The organism is Psychrobacter sp. TAE2020, assembly GCF_018919485.1.
Classification (GTDB): Bacteria; Pseudomonadota; Gammaproteobacteria; order Pseudomonadales; family Moraxellaceae; genus Psychrobacter.
This window is the reverse complement of the sequence record NZ_JAHLMU010000001.1, coordinates 2,543,092-2,569,432: the sequence shown is the minus strand read 5'-3', so window position 1 is coordinate 2,569,432 and position 26,341 is coordinate 2,543,092. Positions and strand designations below refer to the sequence as shown.

22 protein-coding genes are annotated in these 26,341 nt (G+C 41.3%); 9 read left to right on the top strand and 13 right to left on the bottom strand.

Features of this window, described 5'->3' with window-relative positions; all coding sequences use genetic code 11:
• Positions 1–32 precede the first annotated feature (32 nt).
• Positions 33–788 carry a TSUP family transporter gene (locus tag KPY62_RS10520; RefSeq protein WP_216581939.1) on the bottom strand — a complete coding sequence of 252 codons (756 nt, stop codon included), beginning with the start codon at positions 786–788 and terminating at the stop codon, positions 33–35.
• 594 nt (positions 789–1,382) lie between these two features.
• Here KPY62_RS10520 and nhaA point away from each other — a divergent pair.
• Both nhaA and KPY62_RS10510 read left to right on the top strand, forming a co-directional pair.
• Positions 1,383–2,582 carry a Na+/H+ antiporter NhaA gene (gene nhaA / locus KPY62_RS10515; protein ID WP_216581938.1) on the top strand — a complete coding sequence of 400 codons (1,200 nt, stop codon included), beginning with the start codon at positions 1,383–1,385 and terminating at the stop codon, positions 2,580–2,582.
• 206 nt (positions 2,583–2,788) lie between these two features.
• Positions 2,789–4,138, top strand: coding sequence for an oxygenase MpaB family protein (locus tag KPY62_RS10510; protein WP_216581937.1), 1,350 nt, complete (start codon positions 2,789–2,791; stop codon positions 4,136–4,138).
• A gap of 108 nt (positions 4,139–4,246) precedes the next feature.
• On the opposite strand, the gene KPY62_RS10505 is transcribed toward KPY62_RS10510, so the two are convergent.
• Positions 4,247–4,987 carry an NUDIX hydrolase gene (locus tag KPY62_RS10505; protein ID WP_216581936.1) on the bottom strand — a complete coding sequence of 247 codons (741 nt, stop codon included), beginning with the start codon at positions 4,985–4,987 and terminating at the stop codon, positions 4,247–4,249.
• A gap of 480 nt (positions 4,988–5,467) precedes the next feature.
• On the opposite strand from KPY62_RS10505, the gene KPY62_RS10500 reads away from it, so the two are divergent.
• Complete coding sequence (locus tag KPY62_RS10500) at positions 5,468–6,031, top strand: NUDIX hydrolase (protein WP_216581935.1); 564 nt, start codon at positions 5,468–5,470, stop codon at positions 6,029–6,031.
• A gap of 136 nt (positions 6,032–6,167) precedes the next feature.
• Here KPY62_RS10500 and KPY62_RS10495 read toward each other — a convergent pair whose 3' ends face one another.
• A complete protein-coding gene (locus KPY62_RS10495; RefSeq protein WP_216581934.1) occupies positions 6,168–6,611 on the bottom strand; it encodes a hypothetical protein in 444 nt (147 codons plus the stop codon).
• Between the two features lie 254 nt (positions 6,612–6,865).
• Positions 6,866–9,934: an insulinase family protein gene (locus KPY62_RS10490; protein ID WP_216581933.1), complete on the bottom strand. Its 3,069-nt coding sequence runs from the start codon at positions 9,932–9,934 to the stop codon at positions 6,866–6,868.
• Positions 9,935–10,312: 378 nt separating this feature from the next.
• Between KPY62_RS10490 and KPY62_RS10485 the strand changes: the two genes are divergently transcribed.
• The gene (locus KPY62_RS10485; RefSeq protein WP_216581932.1) at positions 10,313–10,777 is read left to right on the top strand and encodes a universal stress protein; all 465 of its coding nucleotides are present in this window, start codon (positions 10,313–10,315) and stop codon (positions 10,775–10,777) included.
• Between the two features lie 92 nt (positions 10,778–10,869).
• Here KPY62_RS10485 and KPY62_RS10480 read toward each other — a convergent pair whose 3' ends face one another.
• Positions 10,870–11,805, bottom strand: a complete 936-nt coding sequence (locus tag KPY62_RS10480; protein WP_216581931.1) for a LysR substrate-binding domain-containing protein — start codon at positions 11,803–11,805, stop codon at positions 10,870–10,872.
• Between the two features lie 315 nt (positions 11,806–12,120).
• Here KPY62_RS10480 and KPY62_RS10475 point away from each other — a divergent pair, with 315 nt between their 5' ends.
• Entirely contained in the window at positions 12,121–13,203 is a 1,083-nt protein-coding gene (locus tag KPY62_RS10475; protein ID WP_216581930.1) for a YeiH family protein, read from the top strand.
• A gap of 282 nt (positions 13,204–13,485) precedes the next feature.
• Here the strand turns inward: KPY62_RS10475 and KPY62_RS10470 are convergent, their stop codons facing one another.
• Both KPY62_RS10470 and KPY62_RS10465 read right to left on the bottom strand, forming a co-directional pair.
• Complete coding sequence (locus tag KPY62_RS10470; protein WP_062533834.1) at positions 13,486–13,695, bottom strand: cold-shock protein; 210 nt, start codon at positions 13,693–13,695, stop codon at positions 13,486–13,488.
• A 276-nt stretch (positions 13,696–13,971) separates the two neighbouring features.
• A complete protein-coding gene (locus KPY62_RS10465) occupies positions 13,972–14,394 on the bottom strand; it encodes a YbaN family protein (RefSeq protein ID WP_216581929.1) in 423 nt (140 codons plus the stop codon).
• Positions 14,395–14,767: 373 nt separating this feature from the next.
• Between KPY62_RS10465 and KPY62_RS10460 the strand changes: the two genes are divergently transcribed.
• Positions 14,768–15,733, top strand: a complete 966-nt coding sequence (locus KPY62_RS10460) for a DUF1311 domain-containing protein (RefSeq protein ID WP_216581928.1) — start codon at positions 14,768–14,770, stop codon at positions 15,731–15,733.
• A gap of 127 nt (positions 15,734–15,860) precedes the next feature.
• Here KPY62_RS10460 and KPY62_RS10455 read toward each other — a convergent pair whose 3' ends face one another.
• From KPY62_RS10455 to KPY62_RS10445, 3 genes are all read right to left on the bottom strand, one after another.
• Positions 15,861–16,256: a hypothetical protein gene (locus KPY62_RS10455; protein ID WP_228730658.1), complete on the bottom strand. Its 396-nt coding sequence runs from the start codon at positions 16,254–16,256 to the stop codon at positions 15,861–15,863.
• Between the two features lie 392 nt (positions 16,257–16,648).
• Positions 16,649–17,140, bottom strand: a complete 492-nt coding sequence (locus KPY62_RS10450) for a hypothetical protein (RefSeq protein WP_216581927.1) — start codon at positions 17,138–17,140, stop codon at positions 16,649–16,651.
• Positions 17,141–17,448: 308 nt separating this feature from the next.
• Positions 17,449–18,765, bottom strand: a complete 1,317-nt coding sequence (locus tag KPY62_RS10445; protein ID WP_216581926.1) for a VWA domain-containing protein — start codon at positions 18,763–18,765, stop codon at positions 17,449–17,451.
• Between the two features lie 158 nt (positions 18,766–18,923).
• On the opposite strand from KPY62_RS10445, the gene KPY62_RS10440 reads away from it, so the two are divergent.
• Together KPY62_RS10440 and KPY62_RS10435 are read left to right on the top strand one after the other, a co-directional pair.
• Complete coding sequence (locus KPY62_RS10440) at positions 18,924–19,685, top strand: hypothetical protein (RefSeq protein ID WP_216581925.1); 762 nt, start codon at positions 18,924–18,926, stop codon at positions 19,683–19,685.
• Positions 19,682–20,155: a hypothetical protein gene (locus KPY62_RS10435; protein WP_216581924.1), complete on the top strand. Its 474-nt coding sequence runs from the start codon at positions 19,682–19,684 to the stop codon at positions 20,153–20,155. Before KPY62_RS10440 ends, KPY62_RS10435 begins: the two co-directional genes overlap by 4 nt.
• A 68-nt stretch (positions 20,156–20,223) precedes the next feature.
• Here the strand turns inward: KPY62_RS10435 and KPY62_RS10430 are convergent, their stop codons facing one another.
• The 3 genes from KPY62_RS10430 to KPY62_RS10420 all read right to left on the bottom strand — a co-directional run bounded on the left by KPY62_RS10430 (position 20,224) and on the right by KPY62_RS10420 (position 25,109).
• Positions 20,224–21,216 carry a hypothetical protein gene (locus tag KPY62_RS10430; RefSeq protein WP_216581923.1) on the bottom strand — a complete coding sequence of 331 codons (993 nt, stop codon included), beginning with the start codon at positions 21,214–21,216 and terminating at the stop codon, positions 20,224–20,226.
• Positions 21,217–21,443: 227 nt separating this feature from the next.
• Positions 21,444–24,401, bottom strand: coding sequence for a valine--tRNA ligase (locus KPY62_RS10425; protein ID WP_216581922.1), 2,958 nt, complete (start codon positions 24,399–24,401; stop codon positions 21,444–21,446).
• Between the two features lie 117 nt (positions 24,402–24,518).
• A complete protein-coding gene (locus KPY62_RS10420; protein WP_216581921.1) occupies positions 24,519–25,109 on the bottom strand; it encodes a hypothetical protein in 591 nt (196 codons plus the stop codon).
• 144 nt (positions 25,110–25,253) lie between these two features.
• On the opposite strand from KPY62_RS10420, the gene KPY62_RS10415 reads away from it, so the two are divergent.
• On the top strand, positions 25,254–26,252 hold the full coding sequence (locus KPY62_RS10415) for a formate/nitrite transporter family protein (RefSeq protein ID WP_324033919.1): 999 nt from the start codon (positions 25,254–25,256) through the stop codon (positions 26,250–26,252).
• Positions 26,253–26,341: the final 89 nt, after the last annotated feature.

Genomic DNA, 26,341 nt, shown 5'->3' with positions numbered 1-26,341 from the left:
AATGGGTTTAGTTATTGAGATATTTTAAAGAGTTAACCAAACACATATTTAGTGATCATAGCTAAACACACGACTACAATCATGGGTCGAATCAACTTACTACCGCCTTTCACCACCATATGTGAGCCAAAATAGGCGCCGATAGTTTGTCCGACCATCATCGCTAGCCCCACTTTCCACAGTACATTACCGCCTAAGATGAAGAATATTAGCGAGCCGATGTTAGTAGATAAGTTCAATACTTTTGCGGCCCCAGTGGCCTCAATAATTTGGCGACCACGCAAAGCTACATTACCTAGCGCAAAAAACATTCCGGTTCCAGGTCCCATATAACCATCATAAAAACCAATCAGTGGCGCAGCAACTTTTTGCCATTTACCCTCTGAGATACGCGGGGTAGTTTCTGCCTCACCTAACTTTGGCGCAAACAAGGTATAGATACCGATAGCAGCAATCAAAAAGGGTATTAGCTTTTCGAGCAAATCAGGAGGCGATAGCTGTACCGCGATTGAACCAATAATTGAGCCTATAAAAGCGGCAATAATGGCTACTTTGATACGCTGCGGCTTAACAACGCCTTTTTTGATCATAGTAATAGAGGCGGCTAGTGCCCCAGAAGCAGCTTGTAGCTTATTAGTACCTAAAGTTAATACTGGCGGAATATTGGCCAATAGCATTGCCGGAATAGTCAGCAGCCCACCGCCACCAGCAATCGCATCAATAAAACCAGCAAGTGCAGCTACTGCCGTTAGCATTAAAATAACTTCTAAAGAAAGTGATAAGTCCATAAAAATGGCCTTGTGAAGAAACACATGCTAGCAATAGCATATTGGTTATGAATGGCCTAGGTATCTGCGAGAAAAACAGCCGATAAAAGATAGGCAAAAAAAAGGATAGGTAATAAAAATGCTCTATTATAGAGTTAAAAAGGTGAAAAAAGCCAAAAAGGTGAAAAAGTCGCCTAGATTTATCTTAATTATATTTGCTCTATCACTAGACATAATCGTAGCACCGCTTTATATTCTATGAGGTTAGTGGTTAGCAATTTTGTATGTTACGCTATTTAAGCAGCAATCTATTGCTGCGTTAGTAACAGCAAAAGCGTGGTAAAGTGCTAGCTGGCCACTATAAAAATTTTAAGGAAAATATTTTATACCAGTTCATAATAAGGATGGCCCACCAGTAGTCATCACTAGCGATACTCTAATATCAGTGCCGCATTATTATTGTCTTTACTACTTGGTCGCTTGATAGACATGGTATGTCTTGTTTTCTAGCTTAAATTGATAGAATTATGCGCAACTTAAACCAATAGATCTAAGCATCAGCAAATGCTGAAACTTTTGCTTAGGTTCATTGAATACTTAGCAACTGAGGATAATATGGCACTACGAAGGTTCAAGGCATTTTTTGAATATGAAGCAGCGGGCGGAATTGTTCTAGCTATGGCTGCCGTTGCTGCCATGATTATTGCCAATACCCCTCTCAATGTTTGGTACGAGGCTTTTATTCATGCCCCAGTTGCTATCAAAATAGGTGCTTTTGAAATCGCAAAAGACGCCCATCATTGGATTAATGATGGTCTGATGGCGATTTTCTTTTTTTTAGTGGGTCTTGAGCTAAAACGTGAAGTGCTTATAGGCGAGCTATCTAATGTTAAGCAAATTATCTTACCCGCAGGCGCCGCCTTAGGGGGGATGATTTTTCCGGCTATTGTTTATATCATTTTTAACTATAATCACCCTGAATACTGGAAAGGTTGGGCCATTCCAGCAGCTACTGATATCGCCTTTGCTATCGGCATTCTAAGCTTGTTAGGCAATCGTGTGCCTAACTCTTTAAAAGTGTTCTTAGTATCAATTGCTATTTTTGATGATATTGGCGCTATTTTAATTATTGCCTTATTTTATACTAGTGATTTGTCTTTAGGCTCATTAGCGGTAGCTGGCTTATGTCTACCATTCTTGTACATACTCAATCGCCGTAACGTCACTAGCATTACCCCTTATATACTTATCGGTATTATCATGTGGATTGCGGTACTCAAATCTGGTATCCATGCCACTTTAGCCGGGGTGGTATTAGCGCTATTTATCCCGATGTTTGATCGTACTGATCCTGAGCACTCACCCTTAGAAGAGCTAGAGCATGACCTACAGAACACAGTTTCTTATGGAATTTTGCCCTTATTCGCTTTTGCTAACTCGGGTATCTCATTACAAGGTGCCGGCTTTGCTGATTTATTCCATTCAGTACCCTTAGGTATTGCCGCAGGCTTATTCATTGGTAAGCAGATGGGAGTTATGATCGCCTGTTGGATTATCTTCAAACTGGGCGTGTCCAAAATGCCTAACGGTATGAACTTTAAGCAAATCTACGGTGCCGCTTTATTATGCGGTGTTGGCTTCACTATGAGCTTATTCATTGGTGGCTTAGCATTCGAAGGTGGCGACTATGTGTTCGATGAGCGTTTAGGCATTATCATGGGTTCAATCGTTTCTGGTATCGCAGGTTATATCATGCTTAAAGTAACCCTAAAAGATGACATCAGTAATACCTCAGTAGATTTAACTCGTCATTAATATTTACATTGTTTTTGCAGAATTTGCATTACAGTAATAGATGGCTATGAGCATGCTTTTATTGAAGTTATGCCTGCTTAGTAGCCTCACCTTAATGAAAGACAGTTGTCATTATTATTGCGAATCATTAGCGCAAATTATTAGGGCTAATCAATAAAAACTACAGCTAGCGCTTAACGACTTAAACTTGATGATAAGAATACTTGATGAGTATAAATAACAAACGCACTGCCAAGGTCTGCAACGACCGAACCCATCATCAGCCCGTCTCTTGTTACCAGCGTCATGGGCGCACTACTACTATTGATGATCACAGTAATCTGCAAGTATTGCGGCGCATAAAACGTCATTTACTTCCTAAGAATTTTACTATCTCAGCTGATTTATTGGCTGAGATAGTAGCTGGCTATGATATCGGTGACCCTATTGCTGATCAACTGGCTATCGATGACGTGCGCTTTGCTAAGCCCTTACAGCAAGCGGCTAGTAATGGCAGTTTTGTTAGTAGCTTTACTGATGATCTCAATGCTAACCCCTCGTTTATGGCACTAGCCGAACAGTTCAGTCGTCACCCCGACTGGTACGATCCTAAGCTTGCTGAGATTGGCGCTATTGCTTATCGCCGCTATCCATTGATGCTAATTTGGTTATTGCGCAACGTAGCATTGATGGCCGGCTATAGTATTCCTGCCCTATCCTTACCACTTATCCAAACCGGTGCGCTGATGCATGATGCACTGCCACGGTTGATGCGCACTTATGCTTATATCTTGGCAGTATCTGAACATCCGCAGGCAAAAACTAGCGCTGAGCAAGCTCCTATTAGCCAAGTATTAGCTATAGGTTCTGAGGGCTGGCGTCAGTCTATTAAAGTCCGTCAAATCCATACTTTGGTACGCCAAAACTTGCTTAAAGGTCGGCTGACTGGAGCTGATGGCGTTATCTCTGATAGCTATCAACATCATAACGCTGATGGCAGTTGGAACACTGAGTATTGGGGTCTACCTATTAATCAGAGCGATATGATCGCCACTCACCTACAATTTTCACTATTGATTATGCGTGGTCTGCGTATCTTAGGGGCACGTATTAGTCCTGAGGAAGCGCAAGGTATCCTGCACCTATGGAATCTAGCCAGCTATTGGATGGGGGTTGATTTGCAGCGCCTGCCACAAAATGAGGCTGCCTGTTGGGAGTGGTTATACACTTACTTGTCGATTCAGCAGCTTGATTTTAAGATGGGTCAGCCACTAGCTAAAGCCTTGCATGACTTGCCACGCCAGCTGATGGGTGAGGACAACCGTCGTGGTCGCTTTGTAGAAATGGTCAATGCTAGCGTTACGCGCACTTTAGTCGGTGATGATATCGGTGACGGTCTTGATTTACCTAAGTCGAAGATACGCTACGGGGTATTGTCCTCAGTGCCTATACTATTCACTCTTGATACCGCTAGACAATATAATAGTACCGTTGCAGAAAAATTAGAACAATTTCGCGCTAAGCGTCAGGACAATATGAATTGGTGGCTAAAGAAAAACGATGATTACTATAAATAATCTTTAGCCGCTGTTTTTATGGCTCATTTTAGCTAGTAAAAGCCTATTCAATCTAGGAAAGGCAAAGATAAATAAAGTATTGATATAGAAAAGGCTTACTAGATAATGCTAGTTTTTTATACGATAATACCATTCGAGCTGACGATCAAACCCAGTCTCTAATAAGCTGGCCAGCACGCGCCCGGTCAAACCCCAAACTGTTTCCCCATCAACTTGCCAGCTGGGCGTCAATAGCGTAGCAATCTGTTCTGGCAGCTGATTTTGAGTACGATATTGCACCGTATATTCCACGGTCGGCTGAGTAATAAGCCGCTCAAAGTCGGCCCAAAAAATACGTGATATCTCACCAAGCTCCGGAACCAACACTAAGTCCGGTTCAATCAAGGCCACTATAGGACGGACACTCATCCCACTTTTGGAAGTTTGTATCGGTAATTGACCGATTATCTGTACTTTACTAGGCGGTAGCGCTGTCTCCTCACAAGCTTCACGTAAAGCAGTAACCACATTATTACCATCGCCAATCTCGTACCTACCACCAGCGCAGGAGACCTCACCAGCATGGCTATTCATATGTACAGCTCGGCGAGTCAACATTATTTTTGGGCGCAGCTCATGAGTGATAGCCACTAGGATAGAGGCATCGGCAATCGGAGTCTGATATAAGGTATTCAAAATACGTGCGCTTTGCGCTATGTCATTAGCTTGAGGCGATATCGATGTTGCGGTTGCTGCCAATAGCTCAAGCTGCATTCTCTCAGCCAGCTGTTTTAGCCTTGGCTGCTGAATATAGGCTGGCAGAGCCACTGCTAATTCATTAAAATCTGCAGAATACTGCGAGATTGTCATTAGAATCACCTTTTGTTTTTCAGTACTGGATTTTAGCGTATAAGTCTTTGCTATAGAGCACTCATCTTAGAGTGAAGCGGTCTTTATAGAGCTGCACTAGGTTTTTATGACTATTTATATGATAGTCTAAACCTTATGCTTAGACTAGCGGTTAACCTGCACAGTCATCAGTTACAAAATCACTACTGCTCCATACAGTAGCTATATTTTGCCTATAATGCGCTTATGATAGAAATATAAACCTTCTACTTATCTAGGATCTATACCCTAAAACTAAGCCTAGCAATAAGCGCTTATTTTTGCCTAAGTAAGGCATAATAATAGCAGCAAAAATTAGTTTATAGCTTTATCAGCGCTCAATGTTTAGCAAATCTGTGCTATCTTAAGCTAAATAGTATTAACTAAAAATAACCTGCACGCCTGTTAACATCCAATAATAAAATCTTATCCCCTTACCTCTATCAAAACAAGGCAGTTAATATGCGCTATTGTCTCGAATGCGGCCACGAAGCTGAACGCAAAATCCCCGCAACTGATAATATACCGCGTTTGGTATGTCCCAATTGCAACTATATTCACTACGAAAATCCTAAAGTCATTTGTGGCTCTTTGGTAGTGCATAAGCATAGAGTATTGTTATGTCGTCGGGCGATTGAACCACAGTATGGTTTATGGACTATCCCAGCAGGGTTTATGGAAAACGGTGAGACTATCGCCGAAGGTGCTGCACGCGAGAGCTTTGAAGAGGCAGACGCCGTAGTCACTAACCCACAGCTATACAGTGTCTATGACATTCCAGATATCGGCCAAATTTATATTATCTACTTGACGGATCTAAAAGATGGCGCTTATGGTATTGGCTCTGAAAGCCTGGACTGTGCCTTGTTTAGTGAAGAAGATATTCCTTGGGACACTATCGCTTTTGAAGCCGTACGTCGAACTTTGACTAGCTATTTTGCTGATCGTAAAAAGTATGATAGTCGTGAAGAGTTCCCGATTCATCAAGATCAAATCGCCAAGGATCAGAGCATTAAGCGCTACTAAGCTGCACTGCCAACCGTTTCTAGCATCAAACTAATTAAAGTAACTATAAAAGCCAGCGTCTTATCTAACAGCGCTGGCTTTTATGGTTTATTACTACTTTCTTATTATAAAAGCACTGGTCTAACAACGCCATTATTCATGAGCGTCGCCAAAACCTTTGCATCAGCCATAAGCTATAAAAAATCACCGCATAATTGATCACAAAGGCCACTAGCCCAACTATGCTAATGAGTTGATAGATACCTTTATCGCCCAGTTGTAGCCAAGGAACCCCCATAATATTAAAATAAAATGCAGCCATAGACATCATAAGGGTCAACAGCATCGATATTAAGGCAATACGGCTACACTCTATCTTTTCAAGCCCCCTATGCTGGCGCTGGCGAAATAGGATAATGACAGCAATATTGAGTACAATGACTATAAAAAGGGTTAATAGAAAACCACCTAGCATAAAGCCTGAGTAGCTTAAAAAATAAGGCAGCACCACATAACTAATGCCATAAGGTATAGCATAAGCCGATAAGCTTTTAAAAGACTGAGTATGCTCAGAGATCAGCATAGGATGATGGTTTGCCACGTTGCTTGCTACTCCTGTGTAGTCAACTTGCCTGCCTTGTACAGCGTATGACTATTAGTCTATCTGCTTGGTTAGCTGTAATCTGCGTTATCGCTATTAATAGCTTAATCGCTTACTAGTGAATAGTTTAATAGAAGCGTTGACAACTATACCTTAAGTTATCGATAGCACATAAAAAAGCAGATAATAGTTAACTATTATCTGCTTTTTATGCTTAAAGGCTATGGTTGAAAATGATGCTCTAACGGCTGGTATTAGCTTTTAATTTTACATACTTTAAAGCCTAAAGCGCCTACTTGCTGCTCTTTGTCGTATGGTGCTAGGACCGAGCGCACATGCTTCTGAGCTTGCAAGTACTGCTTAGCCACACGCTGTAAGTCAGCGATAGTTACTGCTAGTATCGCAGCACGCATCTTACGTTGCCAAGCCTCACCACGATTATGCAGATTGGCAAAACAGGCTTTAATTGCTTCGCCAGCTGGAGAGCCAGGCTTATCCATACCTGAGATGATACCTAAGATAGCCTCTTCTAACTGCTCATCGCTTTGTGGCTCATTCAGTAACCATTCAATACTGGCATCAAAATGATCAAAGGTCTCAGCACAATGCGGGTCACGATAGCTAAAGAACTTAAAGGCGCAAGCATTGGCATCGTAGCCCGCACCCCCACCATAAGCACCTCCACGCTCACGGATAGCACTATGCAAGTAGCCATTACGTAGATAAGGCGCTAGCACCATTAGCGCTGCGGTATCAGGATGGTTGGCAGCAGGTACCGTATAAGCACTAGCGTTATGATACACGTTAGTAGCCACTAACCAAGCAAGGTCTTCGACATCAACTATTGCCCCGCTTTCGATAGCTCTGACTGGGTCTTGTTCACCATCTAAAGCCGTATCTAAAATCAAATCGGCGAACTCAGCTGGAATATTAGCCTCAATGTTTATGGCTTCTGCCTCTTGTTGACTGCTGGCTTTACTTTCCTTCCAGCTATCCACTACTAAGTTGCTTAAACGCTCAGTTTGATCACCTTCACAGATAATAACGGCGTGCTTAGGTAAGCTGATCAAGCGTTGATGTAAGGCCATCAAACTAGTCGCTAATTGATCCCAAAGCTGATCATCGCTACTAGCACGAGTCAAAAAGTCTTTTAGCGCATTGAGAGCAGGTAGACCGCTACGCACATACTCTAACTGTGCTTGGCGACTCATGCCACGACTAGCTGTTTGTAACGCATAAGCGTGTCCAGCACTAGATAAACGTGACTGCCAAGAGGCCTGACGTGACTGTAATATCTCTTTGATACGGTCATGTTCAGTGAAGACACTATGCTCCATCACTTCTTTGAGCAAATCAATTGCTTCAGGCTTACGATTCAATGCTCGGGTAGCCATGACAAAGTAACTGCTAATAGCTTGGCTATCATCAATAGTAGTGCGCTGGCTTACTCGTGCAGTCACCCCTGAGGAGTGTGCTGCTTGCTTAGCTTGCAACTGATAAGCATCCAGTGAGTCAGTACCTAACTCTGATAACAAGCTCAAATAAATAGGCAACAGCGGATGATTAATCACGTCATTAGCCGGTAGCTCATCCGCATTTTCAGCATTAATAGCATCAGTTAAAGGTACAATCACTTGATAATAGTAAAGACCGTTAGTACCCGCTTCATATTCAAATAGGGTACTTTGTTGACCGCTTAACATGATTTGTTTTTGACGGCCTTGCTTAAAGCTAATATCAGTAGGTACGTCTTCTAGACCAACTTTAGGTAATAAGCTTAGATCATCTGGTGCCGCTTGACGCTGAGCTAAATCTAGCGCTTGTTGGCGTAGAATTTCGATATCATTAGCCGTCATATCCATAGCGATAGTATCTAGTCGCACTTGTTCAGCAGCAGCAAGACGAGCCGTTTTTTCACTATCAGGAGTCATGGTTACTCGTACCCGATGATTATTATCGAGTAGATGAGTCTTGATTAAGTTAGGTAACCACTGCTCATCTTTGACTTGCTCACGCAGCCACAATAAGTGTTCATCGACTTCCCAAACATCGAGAGGATTACCATCATGAATGGCCGTACTAAAGCCCTCAAGCAATAAGTTCAGTCCATAAGGCATACTATCACCGCCGATATGGCGCTGGTCAATCTCGATTTGATGCAATATAGTTTCGATTGTTTCATCATCTACAGGCTTACTAGCAACCTCAGTTAGTAAATCAATAATACCTTGCTCGACTGCTTCAGCATGTTCAGCTTCAGAGCCACGCAGACCGGTATAAAACACCATCTCGAAATGGCTATCATCAAGACCTAATAATGGACTTGGTGCTTTGCCTAATGGATGACTGTCGAGGTACGCGCGTAATGGCGAACCGGCATGCTCAATCAACACCCCTTCTAATAAGCGCAGTGCTAAACGCTGTTTGGGATCCGTAATCGAAGGTAATAGCCAAGCGATAACATGATGCGTCTGATCAGGGCCAGCTTCATCAGCTGTATAAGTATCAGTAGCAATAATAGGCGTAGTGAAGCGCTGCTCTGGACGTGACACGTGCTTCTTGCCAGTCTCAAACTGAATCAACGCATCTTCATGCACTTTTGCTTGGGTTTGTGCTACTGGAATATTACCAAAGCTCATTATCACACTATTAGAAGGATGATAATGACTCTGATGAAACTCAACCAACTCATTATGAGTTAAGTCTGGAATATCAGCAGGATCACCGCCCGAATTATAATGATAAGTGGTAGTCGGGAATAAATGATGGGCAACCGCATGATAAAGCTGATCAACCTCATCACTCATTGCGCCTTTCATCTCATTGAAGACAATACCTTTGAACTGTGGCTTGTCATCGCTATCTAACTCCACGCGAATGCCTTCTTGGGCAAAATCTAACGGATGAATATTAGGAAAAAATGAAGCATCAAGATAGACAGCTAATAAGTTAAAGTAGTCGTTTTTATTTTGAGTGGCATACGGATATGCGGTCCAATCAGCAGCCGTCATCGCATTCATAAAAGTATTGAGCGAGCGCTTGATCATCGAAAAGAACGGATCACGTACTGGGAATTTTTCAGAGCCACATAAAGCTACATGCTCCAACACATGAGCTTCGCCTTTGGAGTCCATTGGCTGAGTACGAAAGCCAACTAAAAACGCATTCTCATCACTAGGATGGGCCAGATGATAGTGCATTGCCCCAGTCTTCACATGCTGACTGATCAGCACATCCATCGATAGTGCCTCAATATGGCGGTGCTCAAGCAGCTCAAATGCAGGGTGCAAGGTTAAGTCAGCGCTAAATGCGGTGTCAGTCATAATAGTCCTTTTGGCGTACCGCTCAATAGCGGCAAATAAATGAAAATAATTTTATAAAAATATTATAGATAACTCTCAGTTGAAATCTTTTCGGCTTATGCTGCCAAGCCTATATTCTAAGGGTGATATTGATTGGCTAAAGTAAAAACAGGAATTGCCTAACGCTGTTAGATGGGGTTGGCTTACTTAGAAGTCAAGGCACTAAGCTATAAGGTACGACGCTACAGGGTATACAAAACCTATTTGGCTACTTATAGATTATCGATAAATTTATCAATAGATAGAATTGATCCTAGCACTAGCAAAGCTACTGTAGCTACTTAACAGCAGCCATTACTAGTGTTATAGTTAAGGTTACTTGCTAAGAGGAGTACACTCATGAGTTATCAACATATATTACTAGTCACCGACTTATTACCTGATGCTGATATCGTAGCTCAAAAAGCTAAGCATATCGTCGTTAATCGTCCAGGTTCTAAGCTGTCAGTGTTGCATATTGTCAAAGATACTATGGTCGGCTTTGGCTATGAGCTAGTGCCCGCCTCAAGTCTATACGATGAGATTGATGATGAACGCTGCCAAGAAGCGCGAGCAAAGTTGGCACAGTTCTTAGAGCGTAATGAACTAAATGCGGTAAACTCAGAAGTCACTACTGCCATCTCCAATAGTGAAGGCATCGTCACTTATTGCGAAAAAAACGACGTAGACTTATTAGTCATCGGTCGTCATGAGCGCCATGGTATAGCCGCTTGGATAAGTGGCGCTACAGCAGATAATATCTTACCCAACGTACCTTGTGACAGCTTAGTAGTCAGACTTAGTAAATCGGTAGCGAAAAAATAGCTAAGCCCAGAATCAAAACACTAAAAAAGCGCCCTATAGAATCTTATCTATGCGGCGCTTTTTTAACGGCTGCGTTTGAGCTATTTATAAGTTTAACTAGCTTGAATGATATCAATAAAGGTCTGCCAAATAGCGCTTTGGTGACGAGCTTTATGCCAGACTAACCACCAACTGCGCGCCAAATCTATGCCAGCTACTTTGACTGGTACTAACTTACCGCAAGCTAACTCGGTCTCGATGACGTGTTGCGATAGACAGCCCAAACCAATATCAGCGCTGACCATATGCTTGATGGCTTCTGACTGCTGAATCGCCATGATTACTTCAGCGTTGGGCAGGTGTTGTAATAGCTGCTCATCTATAATTTGCCGAGTCCCTGAACCCGGCTCACGAACTAATAATGGCAGCTGGGCTAATTGCTCAATAGTCAGCCGATAGCAGTTTTCGCCTTGATCATAAGCTGTCAGATCAGCCAACCATTTGCTATCACGCTTAGCAAATAGTATGAGCGTATCGGTTCGCCAAGCACGCTTCTCGATGACTTTACTATCTATGGGGCGCGGCATACCTTCGACTAAGGCAATATCTATATTAAGTTGCTCAATTTCGCTGACCACCTCTTGAGTATTGGCTATGTACATATTGACATTGGCATTAGGTAATACTTGATACAGCTTAGCTAGTAGCGGTGGCAATACATAATTGCCGATAGTAGTACTTGCTCCAATGTGAATCTGCCCTGCTTGATGTTTATGATAGTGCTCAAGGGTCACGGCTTGACCTAGTATAGCTTGCGCTTGTACATAAACAGCATGCGCATTAGGGTGTTGATTCAAGCGGCGCCCTACTCGCTCAAACAAGGGCATTTGCATGCGAGATTCAAGCTCACTCAAAGCGCTACTAACCGCCGACTGCGATAGATGCAGCTGCTCACTGGCACGACTGGTGCTACCGGTTTGATAAATACTGACAAATACTGCTAGCTGTTTTAGCGTAATTTTCGGTAAGGTTTGCGCTATAGTTTGCATTTTGCTTCTCTTTTTTATTTTTGAGTTTACTTATGCTGGAAAATTTTATTAGAAGGGCTTTTCTTGCCTATCTAAGCAGAATTTTTCGTCGCGTGCCTGTTACTTACCTTACACCAGCAAAAAATTTGTCACCTCATCGATGAGATAAATCCTCACTTATCTATAGTGCTTTAATATTAATCTATCTAACAAATCGATAGTTTGTATCTTATTAATCTATTTTTATTATAGATAAGCTTTGTTTATAATATCTACTTATCAGCTCAACGCTATAACTAGCATCATTAAAATAACAAACGCGTCAATAGGAAACTCATGAACGCTTTTACCCAAGCCGTTAGCAGTTATATTCCCCGGACCCACCATTTATTAGGACTTGTACTAGTATTAATCGGCAGCTTATTTTGTTTATGGTTCAATACTAGCTTGGATGTATGGAGCAATGGACGCATCATTGGTCTTTCATCCTTAACTCTAGCTATTTTGCTGGGTATGATTTTGGGCAATACTATTTATCCTAAGTTTGCGCCAAACTTATCTGAGGGGGTTAGCTTTGCTAAAGGGCAAGTTTTACGCTTAGCCATTATGTTTTATGGCTTTAAACTGACTCTAACAGAAGTCGCTAGCGTCGGTATGCCAGCCGTGATGAGTGATGCTTTAGTGCTGACTTCAACGTTTTTAATAACTTATTGGTTGGGTACTAAGTGGCTAAAAGTGGATAAGCAGACCACCTTGCTAATTGGTGCTGGGGCTAGTATTTGCGGAGCAGCGGCAGTGATTGCAGCCGAGCCAGTAGTCAAAGCTGAAGCGCATAAAGTCACTATTGCCGTTGCAACGGTGGTGGTCTTCGGTACTATCGCTATGCTGCTATACCCGTTTTTATATCATTTGGGTTGGCTACAGCCTTGGTTAACTGCGCAAGGCTACGGTATCTACACTGGCTCAACTATTCACGAAGTGGCACAAGTAGTCGTCGCTGGTAATACCGTTAGTCCTGAAGTCGGTGATACAGCCGTAGTCACTAAGATGATTCGAGTGATGATGCTTGCGCCTTTTTTATTGATATTGTCATTTGCCTTAACCAAAAGCGGCGGCGCTAACGGCAAAAAACTATCTATCATGAGCCGTGTCAAACAAGTAAAAGTGCCTTGGTTCGCTTTTATCTTTATCTTTATCGTAGTGCTGCATACTTGGCTGACTATGAGCGCAAGCTTTGAAGCTATTATGGTCAAATTCGATGATATATTGTTAACTATGGCTATGTTCGCCTTAGGCTTGACTACGCATTTAAGCGCTATCAAACAAGCTGGAGCTAAACCGCTAATCTTAGGAGCCATAATGTTTGCTTGGCTGATCATTGGCGGTGGCCTGATCAATATCGGTATTAGCTTTATCTAAACAGTCTGTAAGCATTAGCTTTTATTGCTAATAACCTTTATTACTACTAACAATTGTTACTGTCAACACTTGTTACTGCCAATCTAGTCGTTAAAAGTATAAAAGCCTAAGTTATGGTTACCATAACTTAGGCTTTTTGCGCTTAGGTGGTTTCAATAGAGGTTAACTAAGTTAACCTTAAAGCATTAGCTAAGTTACCCTTATCCTAAACCAGCAAATTGCACAGCAAAAAAAACGAACCCGTAGGTTCGCTTTTTTAACACATTATTCTCTAATTAAAAATTAGATAGCAACGATGTTATGAGCTTGTGGACCTTTTTGACCTTGAGTTACAGTGAACTCAACTTCTTGGCCTTCAGCTAAAGTTTTGAAGCCTGAACCAGTGATTTCGCTGTAATGAGCAAAAACGTCTGCGCCGCTTTCTGGAGCGATAAAACCAAAGCCTTTAGCTTCGTTAAACCACTTAACTGTACCTTTCATAGTATCTGACATAATTCTAATCCTAATTTTAATCTATTGATGGTCAAATGACCGATAATGCTTGCAAATAGCTACTGACGGTAAATATTAAAACGAAGGATTATAACTAATACTACGTGGTAATGATTTGGTGCAGAACTGCTCTTAAGCTTGAGCGTATTATAGGGGGGATCCAGAATTATGGCAAGTATTATCTAAACCTTTTGTGTAACAGCCTAAAAAATAATCAGCCTTGCCCCCTTCCATTCCTTGTATAGCCTCATCAATCCGATACCATTGACAGTACAGTTAAGCATCAGGTAACCGAAACAGGTAGATGGCGACCCCAGTACAGACGGTCGCTACCACCCAAGCCATCCATAACATATCCGCTGGCAACTTATAAAAAAGCATGGTTGTTGATATAGCCATCATCAGGGTTGCCAGAAATTTGGCATAGCGTGGTACGGCATGATTATTTTCCCAGTCACGCACGAACTTGCCAAAGAATCGATGATTAATTAGCCAAAAATGAAAGCGTCGTGAGCTACGTGCCCAGCATCCAGCGGCTAGTAATATAAAAGGTGCGGTCGGCATCACTGGCAGCACTACCCCGATAATACCAAGTACAAAAAATATCCAACCGGCTATAAGAAAAGTCCAACGAACCGTAGGGTTAGCGGACTGGTTGGTCTTGGGACGATAATAAAAAGCTTTTTTCTTTTCAATCATAAGTTTATTAACTACAACCCTATTAAGCAAAGATAACGATAAGAGGTGACAGCTTGCTATAAAGCTACTTTAGAAAGCTACTTTAAAAAACTACTCTAGAAAACTCAACTTAGCATGCAATAAGCCCCAAAATCACACAAGATTAGTTTTGCAGCTTTATGTGGTTTTTTGACGGCAAGATAGTTTCTGGATAACTATAGAAATAGTGAATTGATTACATTGAAAGTGATAGAAACTTGGACGCTAATGAGCCATACTGCTTATGTTGCTATATTATATATAGCCAGTTTATTTTTTGTATTAATAGAACAACTCCCTAATATAAATCATCAAGACCGTAAATATATAAGCAACGGTATGCACGAGGTAGGCTATGAAACTACAATTTGCGCTAGTACTATCTTTTCCTATTTTAATAGGGCTAGTTGGCTGTGATAAAGGCATTAGCACTATCTCCGGTAATGCCGTGAAGTGCGGTGACGAGAACTCGCTACAGCTAATTAAGACTCTATTAAAAGACAATACTCAATCTTATGTAAAAAACATCGCATCCAATGAGGGAGTAATGACTGACAGTGCAGCGTTGAGAGCTAGTGCTAGCCAAATTGATTTTACTTTGGCAGATGTTCGTACTTCAAAGACTGATCCCAATAGTACTAAAGTGTTTTGTGTTGCAGCGCTATCTACTACTCTGAATTCAGAGCTAGTTAATCGGGCTAACTTTGTCACTGATTACTATGAGCAAGCTAACCTTAGTGAGCTGGCATTTGAACAAGATATTGAGATGGACAACAACACTATAAGTTATTCCTTAGAATATGCGATACAACCTACTGATGACGGAACCAACATCTATGGTCAACTGCAAAATGGCACTGAGCTGTTTGATTTTATAGGGACAGCTATCGTTAATTCTATGCAAAAAAATTCTGTGCAATCCCTAAAATCTCAGCAACAAAAAGCCAAAGTAGCCACTAAGCTGGCGCAAAGCAAGGCGCAGGAAGATGAAAGGGCATTGGTGGCAGAAGCAACGGTTTTAGCACGTCGTGAAGCGGCAGGTGAGCTGGCTGAAGTGTCTGCTGAACAAGCCAAATCCAAAGCCACTATGGATTACAAACGTAGCGAGCTCAATAAACTATGGAATTCAGCATCAGATGAAGTAAAAGAGTCATTAGCAGAGGGACAAAGAGAGTGGGTTGCAGAGCGTGATGAGATTTGTGTTAACCGTGCTCGAGAGGCAGATCCTGCTTGGCAAGAATATGTGCGTACAGAATGCATTACTGAACTAATAGGCGAACGCTATTATGAAGTAAAAGAATATATAGATAATTATGAGTAGGGCAAAACCCTTAGATACTGTATTGGCTCACAGTTAAGTTCGACTAAGTCAGGTCAAATACAAGCCCTACCTGTTATCACAAAGCTAATAGGTAGGGCTTATTACTGAGTGCTTTTGCTACTAAGCCTCACTCCCCCCAATACTGGGCAATGACTTTTGGGAAGCAGTAATCTTTTGGCATTACAGTGATAGCGATTGGTACTAATATTGACTTAGTCACTCCACTAATGCTGTCGCACGCTGCTTTATCAGCAACGTTATAATAGATAACCCGCAAAGTGTTCTGAGGACAGAGATCTGAGCACTGGAAAGATTTCACGACTTCAGTCCCATGATGGTAGCCTATAACCCATTGCTGTGCCCCTTCGCTTGGTGCAGACTCTTTTTGCTCTGCTGCTTGAATGAGATCAGCATCAGTCATAGTGTCTTCGTTAGTAGGCGCAGTAACGCAAGCTGCTAGGCTTATTATTAAGGCGCTTAGGGCGGTTAATTTAGCAGTTAATAGCATCGGCATTATTTTCATGATAGTTACTCTCCAGTTATTTCACTACTGATCTCTTAGCTCTGTAGCAACTTAAGCCAGCTAACCCCCTTTAGTATATTATTATAGCGCGCAGAATACTGCACTATAGCGGCCAAGCCATTATTAAAATTTGTCATTAAAACCTGTGATTAATACCTGTCATTGAAATTCAGTGGCTATAACAGTTGCTAGCTGATGACTATAGCTTAAGCATAGCTGTCAATAAGCGCTATGCCATATAGAAAGTCATTAAGCTTTATATGCTTAATATAGTCTCTGTTAGCTAAGTAGCTATTGACTATTTAACCAGTTATAGTCGATAAAAAACCGCTCACAGTCTAAGCTAGGAGCGGTTTTTGCTTACTATATAAAGCAGTGTTAATAGATAGGTTCTAAACTAGTATCAATGCCATTATCGGAAATATTAGAAAATAACCAAAGACTGCTAAAAGTGCATACAAGGTGTTGACGTCTTTACCATCGATCTTCAGTCTAGCTAAAGTATCACCGAGCTTTAAAATAGAGATAGTATAAAAGTAAAATGCTAATAACAGCAGCACGGTCCTAATAGCAAATATAGCCAAAGAAGACGCTGCACCAAAAAATATCACTGTGCCAGGAAATAGAACCTCACCTTTGATGATCAAGACTAATAGAACAACTGCTACACCTGACGCTGAAGCATGAAAAAATATAACGTCGTGGAGGGTGGCATCAGCTTTATAAAAACTGTGTTCAATATTAAGTTTGTCACTAGTAAGGGCTTTGGGGACAGAGTCTCCAGTCATGATTAATTTATGACCTTTGACATTACTAGCGGTAATGAGGAAGACGAAGAATGTCAGACCGACCCAGAAGAATACATGTATATTTATAATAGTCATTACCCCTAAATCTGTGGAAACTCGATTTAAAAATATTTTCTGTCTCGATAAAGTTCAATATAATACTTAGTGATAGTAGAGCCTCAGCCCTTGTAAAAGTTACTGTTTACCTACTCATACTATCAGTACCATTACTTTGATTTGTAAAAAAGTGTGCCCTAGTAACGGCCTCAGCCATGGCTGCCTATGCTGCTAGTTGCTTTAGTGATTGGTCTATAACTGAGATTTATTTTTTACCGTAAAAAAAACCGCTCACAGTCTAGGCTAGAGCGATTTTGAATATTCATATTAGGGTTGTAAATGTTATATTATTTCGCTGTTAATCCTAGCTCAGTGGCTTCTTTTAGCCAGCTAGGAAACTCCTCTAACATATTCTCATACAAAGCTTCTTCGCTGATGTCATCCAAGTCATCTAGCTCAAAAAAGCTGCAATTATCAACAAGTCGTCCGGTCATATCATCTAATTTTTTTACAATGCCGTAGCTACTACCACCCAAACCAACAAACTGCCAAAATATCGGTAACTTTGCAGCGTCAGTCATAATTCTACTTATACCACGAGTGTCACGTACGCCACCATCGCTGATAAACAAAATATAAACGGGTACGTCAAGTCCGTCATCTTTATAAAACTGAGTGACTTTTTCCATCACCCCTGCTTCGTTATTGGTTCTCGATCCTAGCTCCCATTTGCGCCAGCCGCCTTGTACACTGTCGATAAAGCCTTCGTAATTATCTAGCCCAACCTCGCCTAGATATTGTGAATGCTCACCAAACGCCCAACAGTCTAACGCTTGGTCGTCATCAAAACTTACGGCTAATGGCAGTAAGCGATTGACCACCTCCTGTACCCGACCTTCTTTATATTGTCGATTCATTGAGCCTGTAGCATCTAATACTAAGGCAACTTTAGCCGTTAATTGCTGTAATTGGCGTTTCTCTAGTGAAACGCTAGCTTTTTTGGCAAGGTTAACTAACTTTGGTGCTTTTTGTAGCATGACTTTTTCTAACGATACTTTAGAGGTGTTTATCTTCGCTGTAGATAGCGTTTGATTGGCAGTAGTATTTTTATCTTCTACTACCTCGTCTGCTACATCACCACCGAAATACTGCACAATCGCAGCTAGACCACCATTAAAACCTTGCGCGACATTAGCTAAGCGCCAGACACCGTTTTTACGATAAAGTTGGAGTAACATACTGGCTTGCTGTTGAGCAAAGTCTGCAACTTGATAATGCGCTTGTGCTTTTTGTGTCTGCTGCCAAATGCCAATCTCTAACGATTGAATTTGATTAAGCGAAGTGTCAGCTGATAATACAAAAAACAAGCTATCGATAGTCGTAGGAAGTTTGGATAAATTAACGTCAAACTCAGCTTGGATGCCTTTATTTGCCGTTAGCTGCGACTCGTAATGGGTGAGCTTGATTTGCCCGCAAGGTGAGGTTGGCTGATTATAAAACACCATGTAATCATCATTAATCAGTTTTCCTGCTATGTCCAATGCAAAGCAGCTGATATCTATTTCTATTGGACTTTGACGAGTGAACTGTAAGGTGATTGGTGCAGTATCATCAATACCAAGATTGCTTAAGGGTAAGCGTTGTCCTATGGTTAGCTGGTTCATATTGTTCCCTAATATGTCATACTTGTTAAATGAAATTTTCATTTATATACGCATAATTTTACCTAATGGGTATATTTTTTGGTAAAATATACATAACTATATACTGGTACTTATTTATACTAGTATCAACTTATTTCGCTTAATGGCAGGAGGGCGATATGACTGATAAATCAACATTCGTCCTAAAGATATCTGGTATTGGTTTGGAAAATATTAAAGCTGGTGATATTGGTCGTCTGCTTAATGATTTCTGTAAGCTTTTAGGCGATGAACACTTATATTTCGATAATATTTATTCGGGCTCTGCAGTATTAAAAGTAAAAACAGAACCTGAATATTATGATACTAAGATTGAAAAACTTAATACCAACATTATTAAGCATAACTCAGCGTTAGATGATATCCATAAAGTAATGCGTCGATATTCACAACTTTTTACAGATATAGATGCCTCTATTTTTGCTAGTAGAACAGCTGTAAACGATGAAGATATGGATCTTATTCATCATATCGAATTCCGTAAACCTCTATCACATACTTTCGAACAATCTGAAACTTTCATTGGAAAGTTACTAAAGCCTGCCCATGGAAAAGACGACACTGATCACTTTACAATCTTACTTGGTAATCAGAAGACAATATCAGTATCAGTTCCTAAAAACTTATCTTACAATTTAGCTCCTTACTTAGAGTCATTGTGGCGATTTGAAAGTTTCGTTAAATTTAGTGGTACAGCATGTTATGAACTGCAGCAAAAATATACTTTGTCCTTAAAAAGCTTTGATGCGACTAGTTTCGAAATTATTGAAAATAACACTACAGCAAAATCTTGGATGAAAGATTTTATTGACTGTGGTGACAGTGGTTGGCAAGATAATGACGACCCTATCAATACATGGCTTGAGGAACGTCATTCATGATGGTTATGGTAGATAACAATTTTCTGATTAGGTTAGTTGACGATAATGAGACTTATCGTATCTTTATTCAGTCTCTTGAAAGAAGTGAAGTGTCCTTAGGCTTGCCAACCCCTGTTATTGCTGAATTCTTGGTAAGAGATGACAATTATGATCGAGCAACATTCTTATCGAAAGTAAACAGCTTTACACAAATTTTTGATTTTGATATGAAGTCAGCTTTAGTAAGTGCAGGTATTTTTCGCAATCTATTAGATGTAGGATATATTAAAGAAAATAATAGGGAACGGCAGACTATCAAAGTAGACATTCAGATTATTGCTATTACTATGGCAAATGAAGTTAGCAAGTTATACACTGCAGATAAAGGAATTACAGAAATAATTGATAAGCTTGAACTACCTATAGAAGTTATTAATTTTGAGCAAGATGAACTCCTAGGAATGACTTTATTTCAAAATTCACCACTTTAATAAAAAAAATTATATGTCATGGGTAATATAAGTTTGAGACTTTCTTGTATTTCTAAACCCTTTAAACCCTAACCCAACAAAGAACTAATCTCCACCTCTGCTCGCAAGCCATCAACTGCCATATTTATCCTATTTGATAACTCAATTTCTTCTTTACTATAATCATCCCTTTTAAACAGCGCCCTCGACTTCCTAGCCGCCTTAATATACGCACTATTCTTATACAGCGCCGCTGTGACCTCAGCATTGATAGCCGTGATCTCACTCAGATAAGACTCTAATGTACGGTTATTAGTGCTGAGCAACCTAACCGTATTTTCTAGCTTCTCTGAATTGTCTAAAATCGACTGTATCCTCCCTATCAGCACCTTATCTTGCTGCTCAAACTTGCTAGTATTGGCACGCGACTTAAAGGCCGAAAAAGCAATCATAGGTATAATCATAATAACCAACACTATCACATAGCTCAAAAGGCTCGTACCGCTACCGCCCAGAGCCAATAGTAAGAACCAAATTACCATTATCGTCAGTAGTCCCGCCATAATGCCAGTGAAGACGGTGAATGATGGAAACCAAGTTTTTAGCCGAGCGGCTTTAGTGAAGCCAAGACCATCGATAGTATCAACTTGGCTATCAATTTTATCCGTGCTTTTGATCGCCTCTATCACCGTCTTTACCGTAGCCGGATCAGTGACTAAGCGACTGCTAGTTTTTAGCTCTTTTAGGATCAAAGCTATGTTTTGTTCCAACTTAGCGATGCCAAGATTGATCTTCTCTTGCAGTTCAGTGACTTTATTAAAGATAAAGCTATATTGCTCATAAGTATTATCGTAGGAGTGTCTACTTTTTATTGAGTTTTCATGATTGCCTAAAGTCGCTACATACAATAGCGCGCTTTTAGAGCGACTCTCATAGTACTCTTCTCTATCATAATCGATATTGGAGTAGGTCTTTAACTGACGATATTTTGGCGAGTCCTGCACCCTGCTACGATAGAAAAAATAGCTAGGGATAGCCAGTAGCAACAGGATAATGAGCAGTTTGAAATAAATACTATCCATAAGCAGGTTCCGGTTTAAATGAGGTGTTATGAATAGTGGGGATTATTAATAATTGACTAAAAACATCATGACTCTCGACGTTTCTATGCGTAGGGTGCGCCGTGCGCACCATTAACAGGGTTCTAACTAACTATTGGTGCGCACAGCGCACCCTACAAAAGCTTAAAAATATGGCTTATTATAGATTTTATAATAAGCCACACTATTGATAATAATGCAGGCTTAACCTATAGAGCCTTTAACTCTTCCATCTGGGCGGTCATCGCTGTCAACTGCCCTTCTAACTCAGCCAGTTTTGCTTTCTCAGCTTCTACCACTTCGACAGGCGCTTTACTGACAAAGCCTTCATTACCTAGCTTACGGGCGATACCTTCCGCTTGTCCTTTTAGCTTGTCGTATGACTTGCCCAAACGAGCTAGCTCAGCGGTTGGATCGATCAGCCCTTTCATAGGGACTAATATGCGTAGCTGTCCAATCATGCTTGATGAGGATAGTGGCACCTCATCACCAGCTTTTAAGATCGTTAAGCTCTCTACTTTTGCTAATGCCTTAAACTGATTAGCGATACGGGCTAGGCGCTCATCTTCCGCTTGCGAGATGTTTTGTAATAACACAGGCAGGCGTACTGCATTGCCTAGCTTCATCTCGCCACGGATATTACGCACGCTCGCGATTAGCTGTTGTAACCATGCCATATCAGCTTCAGTTTGCTCGCTGATTTGTGTGGAGTCAGTTTTTGGGTAGCTAGCGATAACGATGCTCTCAGTAGCCTTGCGATCTAATAGCGGCGCAATGGTTTGCCAAATCTGCTCAGTGAGATACGGCATAATAGGATGAGTAAAGCGTAGCGCCGTTTCTAAGACATGTAGCAGTACATAGCGGATTTGCGCCTTGCGCTCAGCAGATACTGAGTCATCATTCAGGCTCGCTTTGGCAAGCTCAACATACCAATCACAATACTCATTCCAGATAAACTCATAGATATCGTGGCTGACCATATCGAGGCGATACTGAGCGAAATGCTGATGGATATTTTGGATACTAGAGTTCAGACGGCTCATGATCCAGCGCTCAGGTAACTCCCAAACTTCTGGGCGAGCCATTTGATCGATAGGCTTAGCAGTGCCTTCACTATCGACGCAGTTCATCAATACAAAGCGACTGGCGTTCCAGATTTTATTACAGAAGTTACGATAGCCCTCGACTCGTTTTAGATCGAAATTGATATCACGGCCAGTACTAGCTAAAGAGGTAAAAGTAAAGCGTAGTGCATCAGTACCGAAGGCTGGGATACCTTCAGGGAACTCTTTACGAGTTTGCTTTTCAATTTTAGCCGCATCTTTCGGGTTCATCATATTGCTAGTGCGTTTATTGACTAGCGTCTCAAGATCGATACCATCGATGATATCAATAGGATCGAGCACGTTGCCTTTAGATTTAGACATTTTTTGTCCAAAGCTATCCCGAACTAGACCATGCACATAAACGGTCTTAAACGGTACTTGCGGTGTGCCATCTTCGTTTTTGACAAAATGCATGGTCATCATGATCATGCGGGCTACCCAAAAGAAGATAATGTCGAAGCCCGTGACCAACACGCTAGTAGGATGGAAAGTCTCCATCACTTTTGCATCGGCATCGGCATCAGCCCAACCCAGAGTACTAAAAGTCCAAAGACCCGAGCTAAACCAAGTATCGAGGACATCCTCATCTTGGCGCAGTTTAATGCTCTGTGCTAAACTATATTTGCTACGCACTTCTGCTTCATCACGTGCCACATAGATATTGCCCTCTTCGTCATACCAAGCTGGGATACGATGTCCCCACCATAGCTGACGGCTAATGCACCAGTCTTGCAGATCGTTCATCCAAGCCATATACATATTTTTGTATTGCGCTGGCACAAACTCGATACTACCGTCTTCTACCGCATCAATGGCTGGCTTAGCTAGCTTATCTACTGCCACGTACCATTGATCGGTCAACCAAGGCTCAACGATAACGCCACTACGATCACCACGGGGCGCTTTAAGTGCGTAGTCCTCGATATCTTCTAGCCAATCCTCTGCCTTGGCTTGTTCGACTACTTGCTTACGGGCAGCAAAGCGTTCCACGCCAGCGTAAGGGCTACCATTATGGTCAGTTGGCGTGGCTTCAAGCTCAGGGTCACGAGTTTGCAGATCCGGATACACTTCCATATCCGCTAAGATATTAGCGTGTCCATCAAGAATATTAATCAATGGCAACTCATGACGGCGACCCAATTCATAGTCATTAAAGTCATGAGCAGGAGTGATTTTTACACAGCCCGTACCGAATTCAATATCGACATAATCGTCAGCTACGATAGGGATTACTCTTCCGGTAATGGGTAAAGTGATGGTTTTACCCACTAAATGCGCATAGCGCTCATCGCTAGGATTGACTGCTACTGCGGTATCGCCTAATAAAGTTTCAGGGCGAGTGGTCGCTACTACTAGATAGTTTTTGCCATCTTGAGTGGTTATATCTTTATCAGTGAAAGAATAGCGGAAATGCCATAACGAGCCTTTTTCATCATGGTTCTCTACTTCTAAATCCGACAAAGCAGTCTGAAACTTAGGGTCCCAGTTGACTAGACGCTTACCGCGATAAATCAGGCCATCATCAAACAGACGTACAAACACCTCTTTTACTGCATTAGACAAGCCATCATCCATAGTGAAGCGTTCACGGCTCCAATCAACAGAGCTGCCCAAACGACGAATTTGAGTAGTGATATTATCACCCGACTCTTCTTTCCACTCCCAGACTTTATCAATAAAAGCCTCACGGCCCAAGTCATGGCGCTTGATACCTTCAGCATTGAGACGACGCTCAACCACCATTTGAGTAGCGATACCAGCATGGTCGGTACCTGGTTGCCATAGCGTATTATCACCATCCATCCGATGATAACGAGTTAGCGCATCCATAATGGCATTATTAAAGCCATGACCCATATGCAGCGAGCCTGTGACGTTCGGCGGTGGCAAGGCAATAGAGAAGGATTGTTCTTTATCAAATGTCGGGGCAAAATAACCGCTTTCTTCCCAACCTTGATACATGCCGGCTTCAACATCGCTTGGACTATAGGCGTTTTCAAGTTGGTTTAAGGCCGCTTGGATAGATTGGGTTAAGTTGGTTTTGTTAGTGGGATTGCTCATAATAAAAAAGTCTTATGGTTAATAATGGAGGTGGTAAAGAATGGGTATAAAAAATTTAAAATAATTGATAAAGTGATTTTAACGCAGATGACAGAATTTTGTTAGCGCTTAGCTAATTTAAGCGTATAGATTGGCGAATATTGATGCTATCTTTTTATGATTTCTATCTATCCACCGTTGACATATCTCAAAGAACTGACTCTTTAAAGCTAATAATGTCTTAGCGTCATTATATCCTGTTTGCACATATCCCATGTGCACATCACCAGCAGCCTCATCTATACAATAAAGCACATTTGCAAAGCTTTTTACGTCTTCCAAATTATCATCATATTCAAAGAACTCTTCAAAAATGTAATGCAGCCCTGCCTGCCCATTCTCTAAAATAGAATAGTTTTCTGGTTGCACGGTATGTTTGTAAATTATTGAGCAAGTATAGATCCATTTAGCTTGCTCTGTAGTAATGCGTGGAAAGCCTAAATTAATAACTGTTTTTTGAAACAAGTCTTTTTTATCCTGTGAGTATATAGGGTCATCGTCAATAATTGCTAACATCTCATCATCATAGTGTTCATTATCAAGTAAGTAATGCGTGTAATCGAAAATCTGTTTATCACTTAATAATCCAAGCTGTAGCAAACTAGCAACCACTGCCATCTCAGCTTGCCAAGGCGTATAATTAATTAAATAGTTAGCTAAAGGTTGCATAATTTTTGCCAACAGTAGTAGGTGAATAGATATAGCTGAACAATCAATAACAGCAATCGCTCTAACTCTTTATATAATAGACTGCCATGATCTTATAAAATAGTTATCTATCTTAGCATTATCATTCTGAATAGTGAGCCACCTGTGTCCCAAGATACCGATCGTAAAGACAGTAATAAGCCTTTTAGCAGTGATGATACTACCAACACTACCGAAAACCTAAAAGATGAAGATTTTTCTGAAGGCATTAGTGACGAAGATAAAGAAACGATTAAAAAAGTCGCTAACGATGACAATGTCAGCGCGCCTAAAAGCTATGCCAGCATCTTAGTCGAGCAAGTCATTGATGCTAACGAAACCTTTAATCGCTCTTTAGGGTCGCTGTTTACTAGTGCTTTTACCGCAGGTCTGGAGATAGGCTTTAGCTTGTTTGTCATTTTGTCGGCCTTTGCACTATTGAGCGAAGTCCTGCCTAGCCATTACGCTATGGTATTGGCCTCGCTACTCTACCCACTCGGCTTTATTATCGTCGTTATCGGTCAGTCACTGTTATTTACTGAGCAAACCTCGTTACTTAGTCTACCGGTCCTCAACGGCATAGAGCCACTGCGAAAACTGCTGCGGCTTTGGGGTATTGTTATCGCTGGTAATGTCTTCGGTGGCTGTCTATTTGCAGCCTTAGTGATCGGCTTAGGGATCAATATGGAGCTGTTCAGCAGCGCTGATATAGATGCTTATGCGCAGCACGTATTAGATTTTGAGTGGTGGGTGATCTTTGGGAGTTCAATCTTAGCAGGTTGGATGATGGGGGTAGCGGCGTGGCTAGTGACTTCGGCGCGCGACACCCTAAGCCGTATCTTCCTAGTGTCCTTGATTACCGGTAGCATTGGCTTTTTGGGCTTGCATCACAGTATCGTGGGTAACATAGAAGTATTTTCGGCCTTAATATATGGCCATACAGTGAGCTTACTGAGCTACTTATATTTCTTAGGGATTGTACTAGTCGGTAATACTATTGGCGGCGTAGTATTCGTAGCTATTCTTAGAAACCGCACTTTTTTATTCGATTTTGAACAGAATAAACAGCAAGCTAAGGATGATAAAAGAGATAAAGCGGCGCGGATGAATTCACGGCTACGCTAGCAGCTATCAGGTATGGAAAGTAGTGAATGATCAGACTTGTCTAACTATCTAACTATCTAACTATCTAACTATCTAACTATCTAACTATC